Origin of the sequence: Aeromonas sp. ASNIH8 (genome assembly GCF_002919855.1) — a bacterium.
Taxonomy (GTDB): domain Bacteria; phylum Pseudomonadota; class Gammaproteobacteria; order Enterobacterales; family Aeromonadaceae; genus Aeromonas; species Aeromonas caviae.
Window position 1 is genome coordinate 1 of the sequence record NZ_PQLN01000087.1, and the last position, 17,810, is coordinate 17,810.

Here is a 17,810-nt window from a genome sequence, read left to right on the forward strand (position 1 = left end):
CCCGTCCGCCGCTCGCCGGCAAAAGTAGCAAGCTACTTTCCCGCTGCCGCTCGACTTGCATGTGTTAGGCCTGCCGCCAGCGTTCAATCTGAGCCATGATCAAACTCTTCAATTTAAGTTTGGTTGCCAATAAAGGCGGCTCAATGAATTGCTGAATTAACTGCTGCAACTTTCGTTGCTTTGGTCACTTCATCAGACATTGATATCAAAAATTGTTTTTGATACTCGATGCTGTGAGTGCCCACACAGATTGCTTGATTCAAATTGTTAAAGAGCGACGCAGCTTTTGGCTGCTGCGGGAGTGGCATTCTACTCAACCGCCCTCTCGAGTCAAGCCTTATTTTTACAGGCTTTTCGAGGCTATCGACCAGGTTGTTTACGTTGCCGCTTGCCGTGTCGATGGAGGCGCATTATAGAGACATAGATCACATTGGCAAGCTCTCATCGCAATAAAATTGCAAAAAAATGCCAATTCTTAGTTATTCATATCAAAACACAGTTTTTATACAGACTTACCCACAGGACAAGCCCCAGAAGGGCTTATTCTGCACCCTATTACCTCCCGTTCCTCTCTGCCCGTCTCCTGTTCGAAGGGTTGCTGACCATATCAATCCATATATAAAGGAAGAGAATCGCAAAGTGACGATCAGGCCAGTCCTGCCTCAGCAACCCAGGCAGCGATCAGCTCGGCTGCCGCCATGGAGCGGCAACCCGATATATTCTGCCCGGCCCAGAGTGGCGAGAAACCGCTGTCACCCGCCTTTTCGGCTGCGGCACGCAACGGAGCCAATGCGCCGCTGGCATACGGGAAGTCTGGCGGCAGCACCGAAAGGGGGCCGAGTTCCCGCATCAAGCGGTTGACTATCCCCCGCGCCGGACGGCCGCTGAACAGATTGGTCAGTGCGGTGTGTTGGCCATGCCTCCCCTGCAGCGCCGCACGATGCAGGGGCGAGGTCGTCGCCTCGTGGCAGCAGAGGAACGCCGTTCCCACCTAGACTGCGCTGGCCCCCAGTGCCAAGGCAATCTTGATCCCCTTGCCGTCGACTATGCCCCCGGCGGCGATGACAGGCAGATCCACTGCCGCCACTACCTGTGGCAGAAGGGTAAAGGTGCCCTGCTGCAAGCTGAGATCCTCACTCAGGAAATGGCCGCGATGGCCACCCGCCTCCAGCCCCTGGGCGATGACGGCATCGGCTCCGTGGTCAGCAAGCCACTGCGCTTCTGCCACCGTGGTGGCGCTGGCAAACACTTTTGCGCCTGTGGCTTTTACCTGGGCAAGCAATTCGGGCTCGGGCAAGCCGAAGTGGAAACTGACCACGGCAGGTCTGAACTCTGCAAGCAGGGCCGCATGCTCGTCATTGAAGGGGGCCCGAGAGGGGGCTCGCGACGGTGCAGCGGCATCCACCCCGAACTCGGCGTAATAGGGTAACAGTACCTGGCGCCAGCGCTGCTCCGCTGCCGGTTCCGGCTCGTGCTGCCGATGGCAAAAGAAGTTGATGTTGTATGGGCCCGGCCCACTGGCGGCGAGGCGGCTCAGCTCCTGGCGCAGATCGGCACCACTCAGCATGGCGGCAGGCAGGGAGCCCAGTGCCCCCGCACTGGTCGCCGCCATCGCCAGGGCGCTGTTCTGCACGCCCGCCATGGGGGCCTGAATGACGGGATAGCGCATCCCCAGTTCGGCAAAGAGCGTCATATGACGGTTTCCTGTTTCTGATGGTCAGTCTGATTGTGCGCCAGAGGCGGGTTGAGTCGGCAGAGCGCACCTGACGTGCTGACACGTCGTCTGGCGATATCGCCTGTCCAGTTCCCGGCCAGACATCCTGTCTTGGCTTTCATCCATCAGGCTCCTTGAGGTTCATGGCACATCGGGCCCGCGAAGGGCCCGAACGTGAAGTGTCAACGCACGCTGCGCAGCAGGAAGTCCGGCTGGCCACAGGAGCGGCGCTCCCGCTTCTGCATCTCGTCGGAGCAGGGAACCGCATCCGTCCCCTGCTTGTTGATGCAGATGTAGATCTCCCGCAGGAAGCGGCCCCCATCGGCGCAGGCCACCGTGATGTTATCGGGGGCCAGCCACTCGTTGGCGCTCGCCAGATCAGCCTTGAGCTGGAAGCTGGTTTTGCGCAGCGGCTCTTCCGGCGATTGATAGTCGGCCGGGATCTTCACCTTCTGGCGCAGCTCGCTGGCCAATTGGTGAAATGCCTCCTGGCTCAGCCCGGAACAGGTGCCGTGCTTCTCCCATTCATGGCGATAGAGGAAGCGGCTGGGGTAGAGCCCGGCAAACTGCTGCTCCATATCCGCATCCAGCCGCTCGCGGGTGCAGCTGGCGGGGTAGCCGCGCTGATACTGGGGCCAGAGCCCATGCAGCACGAACCCCAGCTTGCGGGCGCACTGCTCCCGATCCCCTGGCTTGATGGCGCAATGCTCGGGCGACCAGGAGAGTGCCATGGCGTAATAGTCAAACTCCCCCGCATAGCCTTTGCCCTGGGCGGCGGAGATCCACAACAGCGACCCCACCAGCCATACCATGACCTGCTTCATCTCTCGTTCCCCCTCATCTCTTTGCACCCGGTGGCGCCCCATTTTGCGCCCTCATGCTCCCATAACAGGGAGTCAAAGAACAATCGCTCAAAATGGCCTTACTCACTGTGGGTCAGACCAGTAAAAGGTTTCCCCTGCCGGATCAGAGGCGTAAGCTGGCTCTCCGGCGGGCCTTCATGACGCGCCACGTTTCCCCGATTTCATCAGCAACAGGACGTAACATGATCCGCAAGAATCCCTCAGGTCACCTGCCCGTTATCGACGAATCCGCCTATATCGACAAGACCGCCATCATCTGTGGCAAGGTGATCATCAAGGAGAACGTGTTTGTCGGCCCCTATGCCGTGATCCGCGCAGACGAAGTGGACGAGAGCGGTGACATGGAACCCATCGTCATCGGCGCCAACTCCAACATTCAGGATGGCGTCGTCATCCACTCCAAATCCGGCGCTGCCGTCACCATCGGCGAGTTCAGCTCCATCGCCCACCGCAGCATCGTCCACGGCCCCTGCGAAGTGGGTAACCGGGTCTTCATCGGCTTCAACAGCGTGCTGTTCAACTGCCACATCGGCGAAGGGTCCGTGGTGCGTCACAACTCCGTGGTCGATGGCTGCGATATTCCCCCCGGCTTCTATGTCCCCTCCACCACCCGCATCAACCAGCAGAGCGATCTGGCGCAGATCCCGCGCGTCACCGTGGACGCCACCGAGTTCTCCGAGGATGTGGCTCACACCAACATCGACCTGGTCAGGGGTTACAAGGCGCTCTCCAACGAGTTTTGATCCGGCGAGCGGTTCACGACACACAACGGGCGCCACGGCGCCCGTTGTCACAACTGTAAAGAGGGCGAAAAGAGGGTGTAAAGGTGGTTGAGCCGGGCGCACGCGTCGCGTTTGATGGGGGCGTTCCCATCAATGGAGTCATCATCATGTCACGCTATCCTGTCGCCCTTGCCCTGCTGCTGGGCACCACGCTCCTTCATGCCGGCGAGATGCCGCCCCCGATAGGCGCCCGCCAGGGAGGCCCCATGACACCGCCCCCCTCCGTGCTCTATCACGCCAGCAAGCAGGGTGCGGATCCCCAGGCCCTGGTCCAGGCGCTGTCCAAAAACATTGATGCCGCCAAGCCGGATACCCGCTACGAGGTCACGGTCAGCGTGCGCGAACTGCCGCCCCAGCCACTCAAACCCCAGCCCGCCGGTGCACCGCTCAAGGGGCAGTGAGATGAGTCTGCACCGCCCTTCACTCTGGCTGCTTGCCATGGCCATCGCCCTGCCCGCCATGGCGGGTCCGGGGAACATGGGCAGACCGGGCGGATGGGAGAGCCCTGCCCCACAGTACGGCCATGGGGCTGGCCCCGGCTTCGGCCACCGCGTCGACAGGCTGCCGGGAGGGGTGGAAACCCTGCTGCTGGCCGGGCTCACCTACTATGTGCTCGACGGCATCTTCTACCGTCGGCAGGAGAACCACTATGTGGTGGTCTCCCCACCTCCTCAGGTCCTGGTGGTGGCAGAGACAGGGCTCATCCCCCTGGATCTGGATGGCCGCCGCTATTACGTCAGGGAGGGTCACTACTACCTGCGAGAAATAGACGGGCGCTACACCGAGGTGCCGCCGCCCGCGGCGCTGCGCTGAATCGCACGGTGGAACAGATACGAGCAGGGGGCCTTGGCCCCCTCTTTCATTACCGGGGTGTTTACCCCACTCGGGTCTGAGCCGCGTACCTCAGGACGGGTCATGCAGGGGCAGCGTCATGGTCACTCTCAGCCCCCCCTGTGCGCGATTGCGCGCCTGGATGGTGCCGCCCTGCAGAATCACCGCCTTGCGGGCGATGGCGAGACCGAGCCCGTAGCCCTTGCCCATGCGGGGTGAGCCGATGCGCACGAAGGGGTCGAAGATCCCCGCAAGCTTCCCCTCCTCCACCCCGGGCCCCCGATCGGCGATGGAGAGCTGCATCTCCTGGCCCAGGCGCAGCAAGCGAACACTCACCATCTGGCCCGACTGCGAGAAACGCAGGGCGTTGCGCACCACATTATCCACGGCGCGGCGCACCAGCTCGGCATGCCCCAGCAGGAGACAACCCTCCCCCAGCGCCGCCTCGAGCCCTATCTCGACTCCGGATTGCTGGGCTTCGAACCTGGCATCCTGGACAACCGTCTCCACCAGCGCCAGCAGGTCGTAGTGGCTCTGCTCAAGCCCGTGGCCCTGCTCGGCACGGGAGAGGGTCAGCAGCTCCCCTATCATCCTGTCCATCCGCTCCGTCTCGAGCCGGATCCGCGCCAGGGCGTCGCTCGCCTTCTCCGGGCGCTGCTCCGCCAGGCCGATGGCCATCTGGATGCGGGCCAGGGGGGATCGCAGCTCGTGGGAGACGTCGTGAAGCAGTTGCTCGCGCCCCTCGACCAGTTGCTGCAACCGCTCCACCATGAGATCGAACTCCTTCGCCACCTCCGTCAGCTCGTCCCGGCGCCAGCGCAGAGCGGGCCAGAGTCTGACCCCCAAATCCCCCCTGGCTACCCGATCGAAGCTGCGCCGCAGGGCGTTCATGGGCCGGGTCAGGTGCCAGGCGAACAGAATGCTGAACAAGAGTCCCCCCAGGCCGCCAATCCAGAGCATGGGCGGGGGAATGTTGAGCCAGGAGAGGGGGCCGGGAGCCGGCCCGCCGGGGAGGACGCGCGGGTCCACTCTGGTCTGCAGCAGATAGGTCTGCCCGTCGCTGGCAATCACGGTGCGTGTCAGCACGATGCCCGGGCCAGGTTCCCCGGAGGCTGTCAACCTGGATGCCCGGGGCGCTGGCCGGGGAGGCGCATCGGAGACATCGAGGAGTGTTATCTGCAGCAACGGCGGCGACATGGCCTGGCTCAATGCCGTCGCAGCCTCGACTCCCCCCTTTGCCAGCACGGCTGCCGCCATCTCCAGATGCTGGTTCGCCAACTGCTGGGCCAGGTGCTCTTCCGGGGGGTCACGCTCGGCACGAAAACCGAGCCAGAGCAGTTGGCTGACCAGCACGATGGCCAGCCAGAACCCCAGCAGAATCTTCCAGAACAAACGTCCCTTGAGGATCACCGTATCTTGTACCCTATGCTGCGCACCGTCTCTATGGTGACGGCCTCCCCCGCTTTTTGCTGCAGTTTCTGCCTCAGGTTGCAGATGTGCACATCGACGCTGCGATCATAGGCCTCCCTCGGGCGCCCTACCCCTTGCAGGGAGAGGGTGTCCTTGGTGACCACCTGCTCCGGTGCTCGCACCAGCAACACCAGCATGTTGAACTCGGTGGCGGTCAGCTCCAGCGGCTCCCCCTGCCAGAGACAGACCCGGTTGGCCGGGGTGACCGTCAGATCCCCGAGGATGAGGGCATCCGGCGAGGGGGTTGCGCTCCCCCCCTCGTTGACCCGCCGCAGAACGGCCCGCAGCCGGGCCACCAGCTCCCTGGGGTAGCAGGGTTTGGGCACATAGTCATCGGCCCCCATCTCCAGTCCCACCACTCGATCCACGTTGTCCCCCTTGGCGGTCAGCATGATGATCGGCAGGCGGCTGCGCTGGCGCACCTGGCGCAGCACCTCGGTGCCGCTCAAGTCGGGCAGCATCACATCCAGCAGCAGGGCGCTGTAACGGCCGGAGAGGGCATGGTGAACACCTTCCCCTCCGGTCAGCACCTGGGTGGTATCAAACCCCTCTCCCCCCAGGTATTCACTCAACATGGCGCCCAGTTCGGCATCGTCATCCACCAGCAGGATCTTCATATGCGGTCTCCCTTGTCGGCGGCCATTTTCGCCGCTTGCCACGCACTTGGCAGCCATTTTTACGAAACCCTTACGCTTGGCGCAAAGAGCCTTAACCCGGCTCTGGGGTAGAGTGCCGCCGTGATCGTCATTCAGGATACAGGTTGTCATGCCCACGTTCTCCCCTCGTCTCTTCTGGCTGCTGCCCCTGTGCGCCCTCGCCCTGTTGCTGGCCTGGCGCCCCCAGGCCAAGGCACCCGCCAGCGACTACATCACCGCCAGTGCCGAGACCCGGGATCTGGAGCAGCTCATCATGGCGGACGGCACCCTGAAGGCGCGCAAGCAGGTGAGCGTGGGCGCCCAGGTGTCGGGCCAGATCAAGAAACTGCACGTGACTCTGGGGCAGGAGGTCAAACAGGGGGAGCTGCTGGTCGAGATCGACGATCTGCCCCAGCAGAACGCCCTCAAGGATGCCCTGGCCCAGCGCGACAACCTCCAGGCCCAGCTGGATTCCAAAGAGGCCACCCTTCGCAATGCTCGCCTCGCATACCAGCGCCAGCAGCAGATCGTCGCAAGAGGCCTTGGCAGCACGGCCGACCATGACAGCGCCAAGGCGACCCTGGACGAGACCCTGGCCGATATCCGGGCCCTCAACGCCCAGCGGGTGCAGGCCGAGATCGCGGTGGACACCGCCCGGGTCAACCTGGGCTATACCCGGATCCTGGCCCCCCTCTCCGGTACCGTGGTGGCCATGCCGGTGGAGGAGGGGCAGACCCTCAACGCCAGCCAGAGCACCCCCACCCTGCTCAAGATCGCCCAGCTCGATACCATGACGGTGGAGGCCAGGATCTCCGAGGCCGACGTCATCAACGTCCGGGTCGGCATGCCGGTCTATTTCACCATTCTTGGCAACAGCCAGCGCCGCTTCGAGGGATCCCTGCGGGCCATCGAGCCCGCCCCCGACACCATCAATGACGACGACACCACCAGCAGCAGCGACAGCAGCGCCATCTATTATCACGGCCTGTTCGAGGTGCCCAACCAGGATGGTCAGCTCAGGATCAGCATGACGGCCCAGGTCTATCTGGTGGTCGCCCGGCTCAAAGATGCGCTGGTGATCCCGGCCATCGCCCTGCAGGGGGATCAGGTCAGGGTGATCGACGACGGAGGCCGGATCAGCCTGCGCCGGGTCAAGGTCGGCCTGAACAACAAGGTGGATGCCCAGATCCTGTCGGGCCTGAGCACCGGTGAGCGGGTCATCGTCAGCGAAGTGAGCGCAGGCCAGAGCGACGCCGCCGGGGGCATGCCGCCCCCCATGGGGATGTGACCATGGGCGCCTTGTTGCAACTGCGGGGCATCCGCCGCCACTTCAAAGAGGGTGAGCGCACCGTCACCGTGCTCGATGGCATCGATCTGGCGATCGCCCGTGGAGAGATGGTGGCCATCGTCGGCGCTTCGGGCTCCGGCAAATCCACCCTGATGAACCTGCTGGGCTGCCTGGATCAGCCGAGCGAGGGGGCCTATCTGGTGGCCGGGCGCGACACTGCCACCCTCAGCCGGGACGAGCTCGCCGCCCTGCGCCGGGAGCACTTCGGCTTCATTTTCCAGCGTTATCACCTGCTGGCGGATCTCGATGCCCGCACCAATGTGGAAGTGCCCGCCCTCTACGCCGGTCTGGATCCGGCCGAGCGACGCCAGCGGGCCGAGGCCCTGCTGACCCGCTTCGGCCTCGCCAGCCGGCTCGAACACAAGCCAAGCCAGCTCTCCGGCGGCCAGCAGCAGCGGGTCAGCATCGCCCGGGCCCTCATCAACGGCGGCGAGGTGATCCTGGCCGACGAGCCGACCGGGGCCCTCGACAGCCAGAGCGGCGCCGAGGTGATGGCGAGCCTTCAAGCTCTGCATCGCCAGGGCCACACCCTGGTGATCGTCACCCACGACATGGACATCGCCCGCCACGCCGAGCGGATCATCGAACTGAAAGATGGCCGGGTGATCGCCGATCGCCGCACGCGCGAGCCACAGGCCCTTCCCCAGGCGACCCAGACCGCCACCAAGACGTCCGCCAGGGGGAAGGCCCCGCTGATGGCGGGGCTCGGGAATGCCCTGCAGATGGCCCTCAAGGCCATGGTTGCCCAGCGTCTGCGCACCTTTCTCACCATGCTCGGCATCATCATAGGTATCGCCTCGGTGGTGACCGTGGTGGCCCTCGGCCAGGGCTCCCGGGAGCGGGTGCTGGAGAACATCAACGCCATGGGCACCAGCACCCTGGAGGTGTTCCCCGGCCGCGGCTTCGGGGACATGCGCTCCGCTACCATACAGACGTTGCGGATCGGGGACGCCGAGGCCATCGCCCGGCTGGACTACGTGCACAGCGTCACCCCCAGCCTCAGCACCAGCGCCACCCTGCGCCTTGGCAGCACCGCCGTCTCCGGCACCATCAACGGCGTCGGCGCCCAGTTCTTCCAGGTCAGGGGCTATCGCCTGGCCCAGGGCATGGGCTTTGATCGCCAGAGCGAGGAGAGCCTGGCCCAGGAGGTGGTGATCGACGAGCACACCCGGGACAAGCTGTTCGCCCCGACCCAGTCCCCCCTGGGCCAGGTGATCCTGCTGGGGGATCTGCCCTGCCGGGTGATCGGAGTCGCCATCAAGAACCAGAGCGGCTTTGGCAGCGACGAGACCCTCAACGTCTGGATCCCTCATACCACCGCCATGAGCCGCCTGCTGGGGCAGAGCCATCTGCGCAGCATCAGCGTGCGGGTGCGGGACGAGGTGAGCCTGGACGCCGCCCAGGATGGCATCAGCCGCCTGCTCACCCTGCGCCACGGCAGCCAGGACTTCTTCCTGCTCAACACCGACAGCATCCGCCAGACCATCAGCCAGACCAGCGCCACCCTGACCACGCTGATCGCCCTCATCGCCCTCATTTCCCTGATCGTCGGGGGCATAGGGGTGATGAACATCATGCTGGTCTCGGTCACCGAGCGCACCCGGGAGATAGGGGTGCGGATGGCGGTCGGCGCCCGGACCCGGGACATCCAGCAGCAGTTCCTTATTGAAGCCGTGCTGATCTGCCTGCTGGGGGGCGTGCTCGGCATCGTCCTCTCCCTGGTGCTGGGCCAACTGTTCGACCACTTCAGCAGCGGCGTCCGGATGAGCTACTCCCTTGCCGCCATGGGGGTGGCCTGCCTTTGCGCCAGCCTGATCGGGGTAATATTCGGCTTCGCCCCGGCCCGCCGGGCCGCCAGGCTGGATCCCATCCACGCACTGGAGCGCGAATAGCCCGCATTGACGCCGGGGTGACGCCACTCACCCCGACACCGGATCAGGGGCCGATGCCCGGCCCCGCCACCAAGCCTGAACGCCCGCACTTCTTCCCTGAATGCGCGGGTTCTTTGACCGGGTCCCGTACCCGGTCTTTTTTTGTCTCCCGCCCGCCACACCCACAAAAAAAGCCGCCCGAAGGCGGCTTTTGTCATCACGGGCCAGTCGGTTACCCCGGGCCATCAGGCGCCGATGATGCCGCCATCGTCCCGGGTGATCCGCAACACAGCGGAGCGGGGAATGGCGGTGCCGCCGTCCGGGAAATGGGAGGGCGCCCCCTCCTCACCCGGGTGCTGCACCCCGACGAACAGAGTGCGCCAGTCAGGCGTGAAGGTGAGGCCCGTTATTTCGCAGGCCACAGGGCCGGTCAGGAAGCGGCGCACCTCGCCGCTCGCGGGATCGGCGCACAGCATCTGGTTGTTGCCCATGCCGGCAAACTGCTTCTCGTTGGAGTAGTCGCCGTCGGTCTGGATCCAGAGCCGCCCCGCCTCGTCGAAGCCGATGCCGTCCGGGCTGTTGAACATGTTGTCCGGATGGATGTTGGCACTGCCCGCCATCAGCCCCTCCTTGTGCACGCCCGGGTTGCCCGCCAGCAGGAAGAGATCCCACTCGAAGCTGTCGCTCCCGTGATCGTCCCCCATCGGGCGCCAGCGGATGATCTGGCCATAGGGGTTCTCGGCCCTGGGGTTGGCCCCATCGAGAGGTTGGTTCTCCTTGAGGCCGCGGTTCTTGTTGTTGGTCAGGGTGCAGTAGACCTCGGCTCTGTGGGGATGCACGGCCACCCACTCGGGCCTGTCCATGGTGGTGGCGCCGAGCCGGGTCGCCGCCTCCCGGGCGAAGATGAGCACCTCCCCCTGATCGGCGAAGCCGTTCTCCCGGGTCAGACCGTGCTCGCCGTGCACCAGGGGCAGCCACTGGCCGGTGCCCTTGAGCTCCCCCTCCCTGGCCTCAAAGCGGGCCACATAGAGGGTGCCCTCGTCCAACAGATCCCGGTTCGCAGGATCGTTACCCGGCGCCACCCTGTTCTTCGAGACGAAGCGGTAGATGTGCTCCCCCCGCTCGTCATCGCCGAGGTAGACCACGGCGCGGCCATCCTGGTTGACGGTGAAGGCCGCATTCTCATGCTTGAAGCGGCCAAGGGCGGTACGCTTCTTCGGGGTGGAGGCGGGATCGCGGGGATCGATCTCCACTACCCAGCCGAAGCGGTGCGGCTCCTGGGGATGCTTCGCGAGATCGAACCGCTCGTCAAACTTGTGCCAGCCAAAGCCTGCATCCTCGGCGGCCAGGCCGTAGCGGGCGGCGCGCTGGTCCAGCACCGGCTTGCCCTCGCTGCCGAAGTAGCCGTTGAAGTTCTCCTCGCAGGTGAGGTAGGTGCCCCAAGGGGTCTGGCCATTGGCGCAGTTGTTGAAGGTGCCAAGGGCGGTGCGCCCCTCGGGATCGGCCTGGGTCTTGAGCAGGGCATGGCCCGCCGCCGGGCCGCTCAATGTCATGGGGGTCGTGGCGGTGATGCGGCGGTTGAGGGCCCCCTTGGGGTTGGCCTGCCACTTGCCATCGATGCGCACCAGCTCCACCAGGGAGACCCCGTGGGCCGCCTGGGCCTTGGCGACAGCCTCTGCACTGAGGGTCTTGCCGCCATCCGCAAACAGGTATTCGTAGTTGGTGTATTCGTTGTTGACGGCGAGCAGGGCGCGATCCGGGCCCAGGGGGAAGAAGCTCATGCCGTCGTTGTTGTCGCCAAACTGGCGGGCCTGGGCCTTGGCGTCGTTGCTTTGGGCAAAGGCGGGGGCATCGGGGAAGAGGGCATCTCCCCAGGCGATCAGCACCTCGGCCTTGTAGCCGGACGGCACCACTATGGTGTCGGCCACCGAGGCGGGCACGGCCTGGAAGCCAAGCAGCGGCCGGGTTGCGGCGGCCACGGCCTGGGCCACGGGGCTCGCGGCAAAGAAGGCCACCATGCTGGCGGCGCCCACCCCTTTGAGGAAGCCACGGCGGCTGAGACCCGCCTCGATGAGGCGGTTGAACGCCGGCTCCTGCTCGCGGGGGTGGTTGGCACTGTCTTTCTCGTCAAAACGGCTCATCGGCTTTTCCTTGTTATCTCGGCGCAATCATTGCGTCATCACGGCGTCCGGCCACAGCATGGCAGCGCTTTATTAAGCGAGGATGACAAATGATGAGATAACCGCCTGGCCTGGCAAGACGCCACAGCTAACGACAAGGGGCGGTGGACACCAGTCCCACCGCCCCGAAAGACATGTCGCCGACAGAAGGGTTGAACCCTATCCGCACTTCTTCAGACTGATATGCCCGTTTGTACCGGATAGCACCCGCGGGCAGCGTCTAGTTGCACTTCTTCAGGCTGATATGCCGTTTATACCGGATTGCACCCGCTGGCAGCGTCTAGTTGCACTTCTTCAGGCTGCTATGCCCGTTTGTACCGGATAGCACCCGCTGGCAGCGTCTAGTTGCACTTCTTCAGACTGCTATGCCCGTTTGTACCGGATAGCACCCGCTGGCAGCGTCTAGCCGCACTTCTTCAGGCTGATATGCCAGTTGGCGCCGGATTGCACCTGATGTTTGGCGGCGAAGCTGTCCATGTTCAGGGCCACCGACACCTGCAACAGGCTGTTGAGGTAGACCAGGGGCTGGCCCTCCGGCACATCGCCAAAACTGCTGACGTAGGGGGCCTTGCCCTCGTATTTCAGCGCATCCCCTTCGCTGATCCTGATGCAGGCGTTGTCGCCTTTGTGGATACCCGCCTTGGTCAGCAGGCTGTCGTCGATATTGGTCCAGACGTTGCCGTACTGCACGTCCAGGATCGGAATGGTGCCCTTGAGGGTACCGTCTTGCTCGGCCACCGCAGGCTGATAGGGGATGGTCACCACCTCGGCGGGCAGCAGAGGCCCCACCTGCTCGAAGCTGATGGCACCGGAGGCAAGGCGCGCGCCGGTGTAGGCGTAGACGTCGCGGCCGTGGAAGGTATAGGACTTCTCGGAGCCCTTGAGGCGGTTGGTCTTCTCGTCTATCTGGCGCACCGCCTCGATGCCGAAGTGCTCCGCCACTAGGGTCAGGGTGCCGTTGTCAGGGCTGACGATGTAGTGGCCGCTCTTGGTCTTGAGTACCACCGACTTGCGTTCGGTGCCGACACCGGGGTCCACCACGCTGACGAAGACGGTACCCGCGGGCCAGTATTGCAGGGTCTGATAGAGGCGGTAGGAGGCTTCCCAGATGTTGTAGGCCGGGATCTCGTGGGTCAGGTCATGGAGCGGCAGGGTGCGGTCCACCCCGAAGGCGACCCCCTTCATGGCCGAGACGGCGCCATCCTTGAGACCGAAGTCGGTCTGGAACACCAGGGCCTCGCTTGCGAAGGCACTAGCCCCCACCAGGGAGAGGGCAAGCACGAGGGCGCGGGGGACGATACGAATATCCATGTCAGGGCTCCTTTCAAGACGTTTGGACGTCCAGATTGCCATTCAAGGAGATCTTTGCAACCCCTGATGCCCGAATGGGGGGAAAAAACTCGCCAATCCGGACCGCTCGGGTGTATCCATGGGCATTCGACGACAGGAGAGCACCACATGACAGTAGAGAAACGCGACACCATTTTGCTGAGCCTGGGGGAGACCCGGAGCCGGGTGCAGATCAGCGGGGCGGACGGCGTCAGCCAGACCTTTTCGCTGGCCCTGGGGTTGGATGCCCTGACCCCGGGTCCGTTTCGCCGGGACCCGCCGAGCGCCCTGGAGCTGGAGCAGGCCATCCCGGTAACGGAGGATCTGCTGACCCCCCTCGAGCTTGAGCAGGCCATCATGGTGGTGGAAGATGTGCTGATGCCCCTCGCGGACCGGATCCCGCCCCACCCCGTGCTGCACCTGCAAAGCCCGGTGCCCCTGGCCGAGGTGCTCGGCAACCGGGTGCAGAGCCGGGAGAACATAGAGCGGTTGTTCGGCCAGCTGGCCGCCATGGTGGAGGGGGATCCCCTCGCCTCCGCCCAGTTGCCGAGGGAGAGGCGCGTCGCCGCCGCCCTGCTGATCCTGCGGGAGTGGATGCACCACCTGGATGCAGGTAGCGTCGCCCTGGTTGACTGAGCCAGCCCGGCATGAAGGGTCAGCCGAGGCGCTGGCAGAGGTATTTCACTGCATCTGACCCTGCGGCCCCACCGGTCCGCCTTCTGCCCGTGCCGCTGTATCTGTTACCATGCCGGCCACTCTGATCGTGTCCGTCTCGGCCCCTGGCCGCGATAACCCCATACTGGTGCCCCTATGTCCAACGCCTCCTTTGCCGACCTGGCGCTCTCCCCCCGTTTGCAGCAGACCCTGAGCGAACTCGGCTACGCCACGCCGACCCCGATCCAGGCCGCCGCCATCCCGGCCATCCTGGCAGGCCGCGATCTGCTGGCGGGGGCCCAGACCGGCACCGGCAAGACCGCCACCTTCGTGCTGCCACTGCTGGAGTTGTTGATGCAGCAGCCGCAACAGGCGTCCCCTCGCCCCATCCGCGCCCTGGTGCTGGTGCCGACCCGCGAGCTGGCGGTGCAGGTTTTTGATAGCGTCGAGCGCTACGGTCAGGGCACAGGCCTTGCCAGCGCCCTGGTCTACGGCGGGGTCAGCATAGCGGCCCAGGTGGAGGCGCTGAAAGCCGGGGTGGATCTGCTGATCGCCACCCCGGGCCGGTTGCTCGACCATCTGCGCCAGGGGGCGCTGCGCCTGGGCCAGCTAGAGTTTCTGGTCTTCGATGAAGCCGATCGCATGCTCGACATGGGCTTCATGGACGAGATCACCGCCCTGCTCAAACAGATACCGGCGGATCGCCAGACCCTGCTGTTTTCGGCCACCTGCGACGACAACCTCTTTGCGCTCAGCAAGGTCTTGCTTCGCGACCCCGAACTGATCGAGGTGGCACCGCGCAACACCACGGCGGCCGAGGTGGAGCAGCGGGTCTATGCGGTGGATGGGGATCGCAAGGTGGCGCTGGTCGAACACATGCTGACCGTGAAGGGCTGGGCACCGGCGCTGATCTTCAGCCGCACCCGCCAGGGGGCCGACAAGCTGGCCCAGCAGCTTGGCAAGGCGGGCATCAATGCGCTGGCCTTCCACGGGGATCTGTCCCAGAGCGCTCGGGAGAAGGTGCTGCTGGAGTTTCGCGCCGGCACCCTGCAGGCCCTGGTGGCCACCGACGTGGCGGCTCGCGGCCTCGATATCAGCGACCTCAACCATGTGATCAACCTGGAGTTCCCCCATCAGCCTGAGGATTACGTGCACCGCATCGGGCGCACCGGCCGCGCCGGCAACAAGGGGCTCGCCATCACATTGTTCAGCCCCGAAGACGCGCCCCTGCTGGAGAAGGTGGAGGCGGTGCTCGACACCCGATTGCCCCAGCAGTGGTTCCCGGGCTTCGAGCCGGATCTGACCCGCTTCGACCCAGAGCCGCGCCGCGCCAGCAAGGGAGCCCAGAAGCAGAAGGCCAGAAAGCAGGCCCTCGCGGGCAACAAGGGCGGCAAGGGCCGAAAATCCTGACATGGAGGCTCTTGCGGGGGAGCCCCAAAGCACGGGGGCTCCCCTTTCCCTCACGCCGACCCGGGGAGAAACCCTGGCGCCGCCGACCCCCTCTCTTGCTCTCTCCCTTTTGCTCCCCTGACCAGGCCTCCCCCGGGCAGATCCTTGCCACACTCTGCTACAAAAGAGGTAGTAAAGGGGCACACTTTCGCCACAAAGCAGGCGTGAAATAAAGGCATGGCACAAGGAGGACATCATGAAACCCGCATCCCTCGTCTGGGCCCTGCCCCTGACCCTCACCCTGCTCTGGCTCTCTGGTTTCACCCAGTGGCCCGCCAGCGTCTGGCCCTGGCGCCACGAGCTGCTTATCCTGACCGGTCTGCTTGGCCTTGGCGCCATGACCCTCTCTTTGCTGCTGGCCCTGCGCCTGCCCAGGCTCGAGGCCTGGTGCGGCGGGCTGGATCGCATGTTGCACCTGCACCGCAGCAGCGCCCTCTGGGCCACCGGCACCCTGCTGGCCCACTGGCTGCTGGTGGAGGCCCCCAAGTGGGCCGTCGCCGCCGACTGGCTGACCCGGCCGGCACGCCGCGGTGCAGGCGCAGGCAGCGATGACCTGTGGCACGAACTCGGCAATACCCTGGGGGAATGGGGTTTCTATCTGCTGCTGGCCCTGGTAGCGGTGAGCCTGCTTGCGGTGGTGCGCTACGAGCGCTTCCGGGTGGTTCACCGGCTGGCCCCCGTCATCTATCTGATGGGCTGGCTGCACGGGCTCTGCCTGCTGCCACGCATCGGCGTCCTGACCCCGGTCGGCCTGACCCTGCTCATCGGCGGCGGGCTGGGTGCCCTGGGGGCGCTCTACTCCCTGTTTGGCCGGGTGGGCCAAAACGAGCGCCACCAGGGGACGGTCAGCGCCCTCACCCCCCTGGATGAGCGCACCCTGGAGATCCGGGTTGCCCTCACCGCGCCCCTGCACGGCTATCGCCCCGGACAGTTCGCCTTCTTCGACTTCGCCGGGTGCGGCGAGCCCCATCCCTACACCCTGGTGGATGTCTCGGCAGACTACCGCTCCCTGACCCTGGCGGTACGCGCCCTCGGGGATCACACCCGCTGGCTGCACCGCCACCTCAAGGTGGGGGATGCGGTCATCGTGACCGGCCCCTATGGCGCCTTCGCCCTGCCAGACCCGGCCCCCGCGCTCTGGATGGGCGCCGGTATCGGCATCACCCCCTTCGTCGCCTGGCTGGAGGCCCTGGTGCGCCGTGGCGAGACACGCCCGGGCACCACCTTGCTGCAATGCGCCCCCAGCGCCGAGGCCGCCCCCTACCACAGTCGGCTGGCCGAGCTGTGCCGCCGGGCCGGGGTCGACTACCGGCTGCATCTGGAGTCAGAGCGCGGCCGACTGGATCTCCCCGCCCTGGGCAAACGCCAGCACACCCCGGTGTGGTTCTGCGGCCCCGAGCCCATGGCCCACACCCTGGATGCCCATCTGGCCACCCCGCTGCACCGGGAGCTGTTCCGCTTCCGTTGACAGATCAGCCCGGCGCGTTCAGCCATTGGCTGCCAGTTGATATAAAGGGGGCAGGGAGACGGGCGGGCACGGGCCCCCTTGAGTGGAACAGACCTCCGCCGCCCGCACGCTACCGCCCCAGAAACTCGCCACCAGTATCAAGGCCCCGGCCAACCCGTATTTGATCCAGGATTTCATCGTCTTGCTCCCCTCTCTTTGGCCCTCGCCACCCTGTGGCAAGCGGGCCCATTTATCAGTGGGCAGAAGATAGAAGGGATATGTGAGGGGAGAATGAGGCTGTGTGAAGCCAGGGTGAAGTCTGGGGAGATCAGGAGAAATCAGCAGCGAGTCACGACAAAGATGGCGGTTGGCAATGCGGGGAATGGAGAGAGGTAAGGGCTCAACATACGCAATCAACGCCTTGATGTAGGGTCGATTAGCGCAGCGTAATCGTCCGCATACCGCCACGCATCAGATCATGACAAGACCGACAGGAAACTCTGGATATCAGCAGCGTCTCGGCAACTCCCTATTCGCGATCGTCCGAATACGCTTCGCTATTCGAAACACAGCACAGATAGCGGCCCCTTACCCTAACCCTCTCCCGAGGGAGAGGGGATGGCCCATGCCAATACCAAGCCCGGTTGCCAGACCAAATCAGAGGAGCATATTTGCTCCCTTCTCCCCTTGCGGGAGAAGGGCCGGGGATGAGGGGAAGTAACAATACGCCCCATCATGTAGGGTCGATTAGGGAAGGTGCGAATAAGCGGGGAAATTCTTCTCGGCTGACTCAGTCATTTCATTTTTTCAGTTTGAGCCGATCTTTTCTCCCGTAAATGCCTTGAATCAGCCTATTTAGACCGTTTCTTCACCATTTAAGGCGTTATTCCCAGTTTTTAGTGAGATCTCTCCCACTGACGTATCATTTGGTCCGCCCGAAACAGGTTGGCCAGCGTGAATAACATCGCCAGTTGGTTATCGTTTTTCAGCAACCCCTTGTATCTGGCTTTCACGAAGCCGAACTGTCGCTTGATGATGCGAAATGGGTGCTCCACCTTGGCCCGGATGCTGGCTTTCATGTATTCGATGTTGATGGCCGTTTTGTTCTTTCGTGGATGCTGTTTCAAGGTTCTTACCTTGCCGGGGCGCTCGGCGATCAGCCAGTCCACATCCACCTCGGCCAGCTCCTCGCGCTGTGGCGCCCCTTGGTAGCCGGCATCGGCTGAGACAAATTGCT

14 protein-coding genes, 1 rRNA gene and 1 pseudogene are annotated in these 17,810 nt (G+C 64.4%); 8 read left to right on the forward strand and 8 right to left on the reverse strand.

Features of this window, described 5'->3' with window-relative positions; all coding sequences use genetic code 11:
- The 3 genes and pseudogenes from C3418_RS18445 to C3418_RS18455 form a co-directional block, all read right to left on the reverse strand.
- Nucleotides 1–115, reverse strand: a 16S ribosomal RNA gene (locus tag C3418_RS18445); the annotation flags it as partial.
- A gap of 531 nt (nt 116–646) precedes the next feature.
- Nucleotides 647–1,693, reverse strand: a pseudogene (locus C3418_RS18450) (NAD(P)H-dependent flavin oxidoreductase).
- A gap of 203 nt (nt 1,694–1,896) precedes the next feature.
- Nucleotides 1,897–2,538, reverse strand: coding sequence for a ribonuclease (locus tag C3418_RS18455; protein WP_103859040.1), 642 nt, complete (start codon nt 2,536–2,538; stop codon nt 1,897–1,899).
- Nucleotides 2,539–2,759: 221 nt separating this feature from the next.
- Here C3418_RS18455 and C3418_RS18460 point away from each other — a divergent pair, with 221 nt between their 5' ends.
- The 3 genes from C3418_RS18460 to C3418_RS18470 all read left to right on the forward strand — a co-directional run bounded on the left by C3418_RS18460 (nt 2,760) and on the right by C3418_RS18470 (nt 4,172).
- Nucleotides 2,760–3,320 carry a carbonate dehydratase gene (locus tag C3418_RS18460; protein ID WP_010672952.1) on the forward strand — a complete coding sequence of 187 codons (561 nt, stop codon included), beginning with the start codon at nt 2,760–2,762 and terminating at the stop codon, nt 3,318–3,320.
- Nucleotides 3,321–3,466: 146 nt separating this feature from the next.
- A complete protein-coding gene (locus tag C3418_RS18465) occupies nt 3,467–3,760 on the forward strand; it encodes a hypothetical protein (protein ID WP_103859030.1) in 294 nt (97 codons plus the stop codon).
- 1 nt (nt 3,761) lies between these two features.
- Nucleotides 3,762–4,172 carry a DUF6515 family protein gene (locus C3418_RS18470; protein ID WP_010672950.1) on the forward strand — a complete coding sequence of 137 codons (411 nt, stop codon included), beginning with the start codon at nt 3,762–3,764 and terminating at the stop codon, nt 4,170–4,172.
- Between the two features lie 90 nt (nt 4,173–4,262).
- On the opposite strand, the gene C3418_RS18475 is transcribed toward C3418_RS18470, so the two are convergent.
- Nucleotides 4,263–5,582, reverse strand: a complete 1,320-nt coding sequence (locus C3418_RS18475; RefSeq protein ID WP_223954249.1) for an ATP-binding protein — start codon at nt 5,580–5,582, stop codon at nt 4,263–4,265.
- A 14-nt stretch (nt 5,583–5,596) separates the two neighbouring features.
- The gene (locus tag C3418_RS18480) at nt 5,597–6,277 is read right to left on the reverse strand and encodes a response regulator transcription factor (RefSeq protein ID WP_010672948.1); all 681 of its coding nucleotides are present in this window, start codon (nt 6,275–6,277) and stop codon (nt 5,597–5,599) included.
- 148 nt (nt 6,278–6,425) lie between these two features.
- Here C3418_RS18480 and C3418_RS18485 point away from each other — a divergent pair, with 148 nt between their 5' ends.
- A complete protein-coding gene (locus C3418_RS18485; RefSeq protein WP_103859032.1) occupies nt 6,426–7,583 on the forward strand; it encodes an efflux RND transporter periplasmic adaptor subunit in 1,158 nt (385 codons plus the stop codon).
- A gap of 2 nt (nt 7,584–7,585) precedes the next feature.
- Nucleotides 7,586–9,535 (forward strand): MacB family efflux pump subunit, encoded by a 1,950-nt coding sequence (locus tag C3418_RS18490; RefSeq protein WP_103859033.1) that lies wholly within the window; start codon nt 7,586–7,588, stop codon nt 9,533–9,535.
- Nucleotides 9,536–9,759: 224 nt separating this feature from the next.
- Here C3418_RS18490 and C3418_RS18495 read toward each other — a convergent pair whose 3' ends face one another.
- Entirely contained in the window at nt 9,760–11,655 is a 1,896-nt protein-coding gene (locus C3418_RS18495) for a PhoX family phosphatase (protein WP_103859034.1), read from the reverse strand.
- 441 nt (nt 11,656–12,096) lie between these two features.
- A complete protein-coding gene (locus tag C3418_RS18500) occupies nt 12,097–13,005 on the reverse strand; it encodes an S-adenosyl-l-methionine hydroxide adenosyltransferase family protein (protein ID WP_103859035.1) in 909 nt (302 codons plus the stop codon).
- Between the two features lie 147 nt (nt 13,006–13,152).
- Between C3418_RS18500 and C3418_RS18505 the strand changes: the two genes are divergently transcribed.
- The 3 genes from C3418_RS18505 to C3418_RS18515 all read left to right on the forward strand — a co-directional run bounded on the left by C3418_RS18505 (nt 13,153) and on the right by C3418_RS18515 (nt 16,594).
- Nucleotides 13,153–13,659, forward strand: coding sequence for a hypothetical protein (locus C3418_RS18505; RefSeq protein WP_103859036.1), 507 nt, complete (start codon nt 13,153–13,155; stop codon nt 13,657–13,659).
- Between the two features lie 174 nt (nt 13,660–13,833).
- On the forward strand, nt 13,834–15,087 hold the full coding sequence (locus tag C3418_RS18510; RefSeq protein WP_103859037.1) for a DEAD/DEAH box helicase: 1,254 nt from the start codon (nt 13,834–13,836) through the stop codon (nt 15,085–15,087).
- Between the two features lie 235 nt (nt 15,088–15,322).
- The gene (locus tag C3418_RS18515) at nt 15,323–16,594 is read left to right on the forward strand and encodes a ferric reductase-like transmembrane domain-containing protein (RefSeq protein ID WP_103859038.1); all 1,272 of its coding nucleotides are present in this window, start codon (nt 15,323–15,325) and stop codon (nt 16,592–16,594) included.
- Nucleotides 16,595–17,469: 875 nt separating this feature from the next.
- Here the strand turns inward: C3418_RS18515 and C3418_RS18535 are convergent.
- Nucleotides 17,470–17,810: transposase (locus tag C3418_RS18535; RefSeq protein ID WP_146054127.1), on the reverse strand; the 341-nt coding region annotated here is incomplete at its 5' end.

What these genes read in the sequence shown, in the direction of transcription:
- C3418_RS18495 (WP_103859034.1), bottom strand. Translation starts at nt 11,655, where the DNA reads ATGAGCCGTTTTGACGAGAAAGACAGTGCCAACCACCCCCGCGAGCAG.
- C3418_RS18460 (WP_010672952.1), top strand. Translation starts at nt 2,760, where the DNA reads ATGATCCGCAAGAATCCCTCAGGTCACCTGCCCGTTATCGACGAATCC.
- C3418_RS18510 (WP_103859037.1), top strand. Translation starts at nt 13,834, where the DNA reads ATGTCCAACGCCTCCTTTGCCGACCTGGCGCTCTCCCCCCGTTTGCAG.
- C3418_RS18515 (WP_103859038.1), top strand. Translation starts at nt 15,323, where the DNA reads ATGAAACCCGCATCCCTCGTCTGGGCCCTGCCCCTGACCCTCACCCTG.
- C3418_RS18455 (WP_103859040.1), bottom strand. Translation starts at nt 2,538, where the DNA reads ATGAAGCAGGTCATGGTATGGCTGGTGGGGTCGCTGTTGTGGATCTCC.
- C3418_RS18505 (WP_103859036.1), top strand. Translation starts at nt 13,153, where the DNA reads ATGACAGTAGAGAAACGCGACACCATTTTGCTGAGCCTGGGGGAGACC.
- C3418_RS18500 (WP_103859035.1), bottom strand. Translation starts at nt 13,005, where the DNA reads ATGGATATTCGTATCGTCCCCCGCGCCCTCGTGCTTGCCCTCTCCCTG.
- C3418_RS18470 (WP_010672950.1), top strand. Translation starts at nt 3,762, where the DNA reads ATGAGTCTGCACCGCCCTTCACTCTGGCTGCTTGCCATGGCCATCGCC.
- C3418_RS18465 (WP_103859030.1), top strand. Translation starts at nt 3,467, where the DNA reads ATGTCACGCTATCCTGTCGCCCTTGCCCTGCTGCTGGGCACCACGCTC.
- C3418_RS18480 (WP_010672948.1), bottom strand. Translation starts at nt 6,277, where the DNA reads ATGAAGATCCTGCTGGTGGATGACGATGCCGAACTGGGCGCCATGTTG.
- C3418_RS18490 (WP_103859033.1), top strand. Translation starts at nt 7,586, where the DNA reads ATGGGCGCCTTGTTGCAACTGCGGGGCATCCGCCGCCACTTCAAAGAG.
- C3418_RS18485 (WP_103859032.1), top strand. Translation starts at nt 6,426, where the DNA reads ATGCCCACGTTCTCCCCTCGTCTCTTCTGGCTGCTGCCCCTGTGCGCC.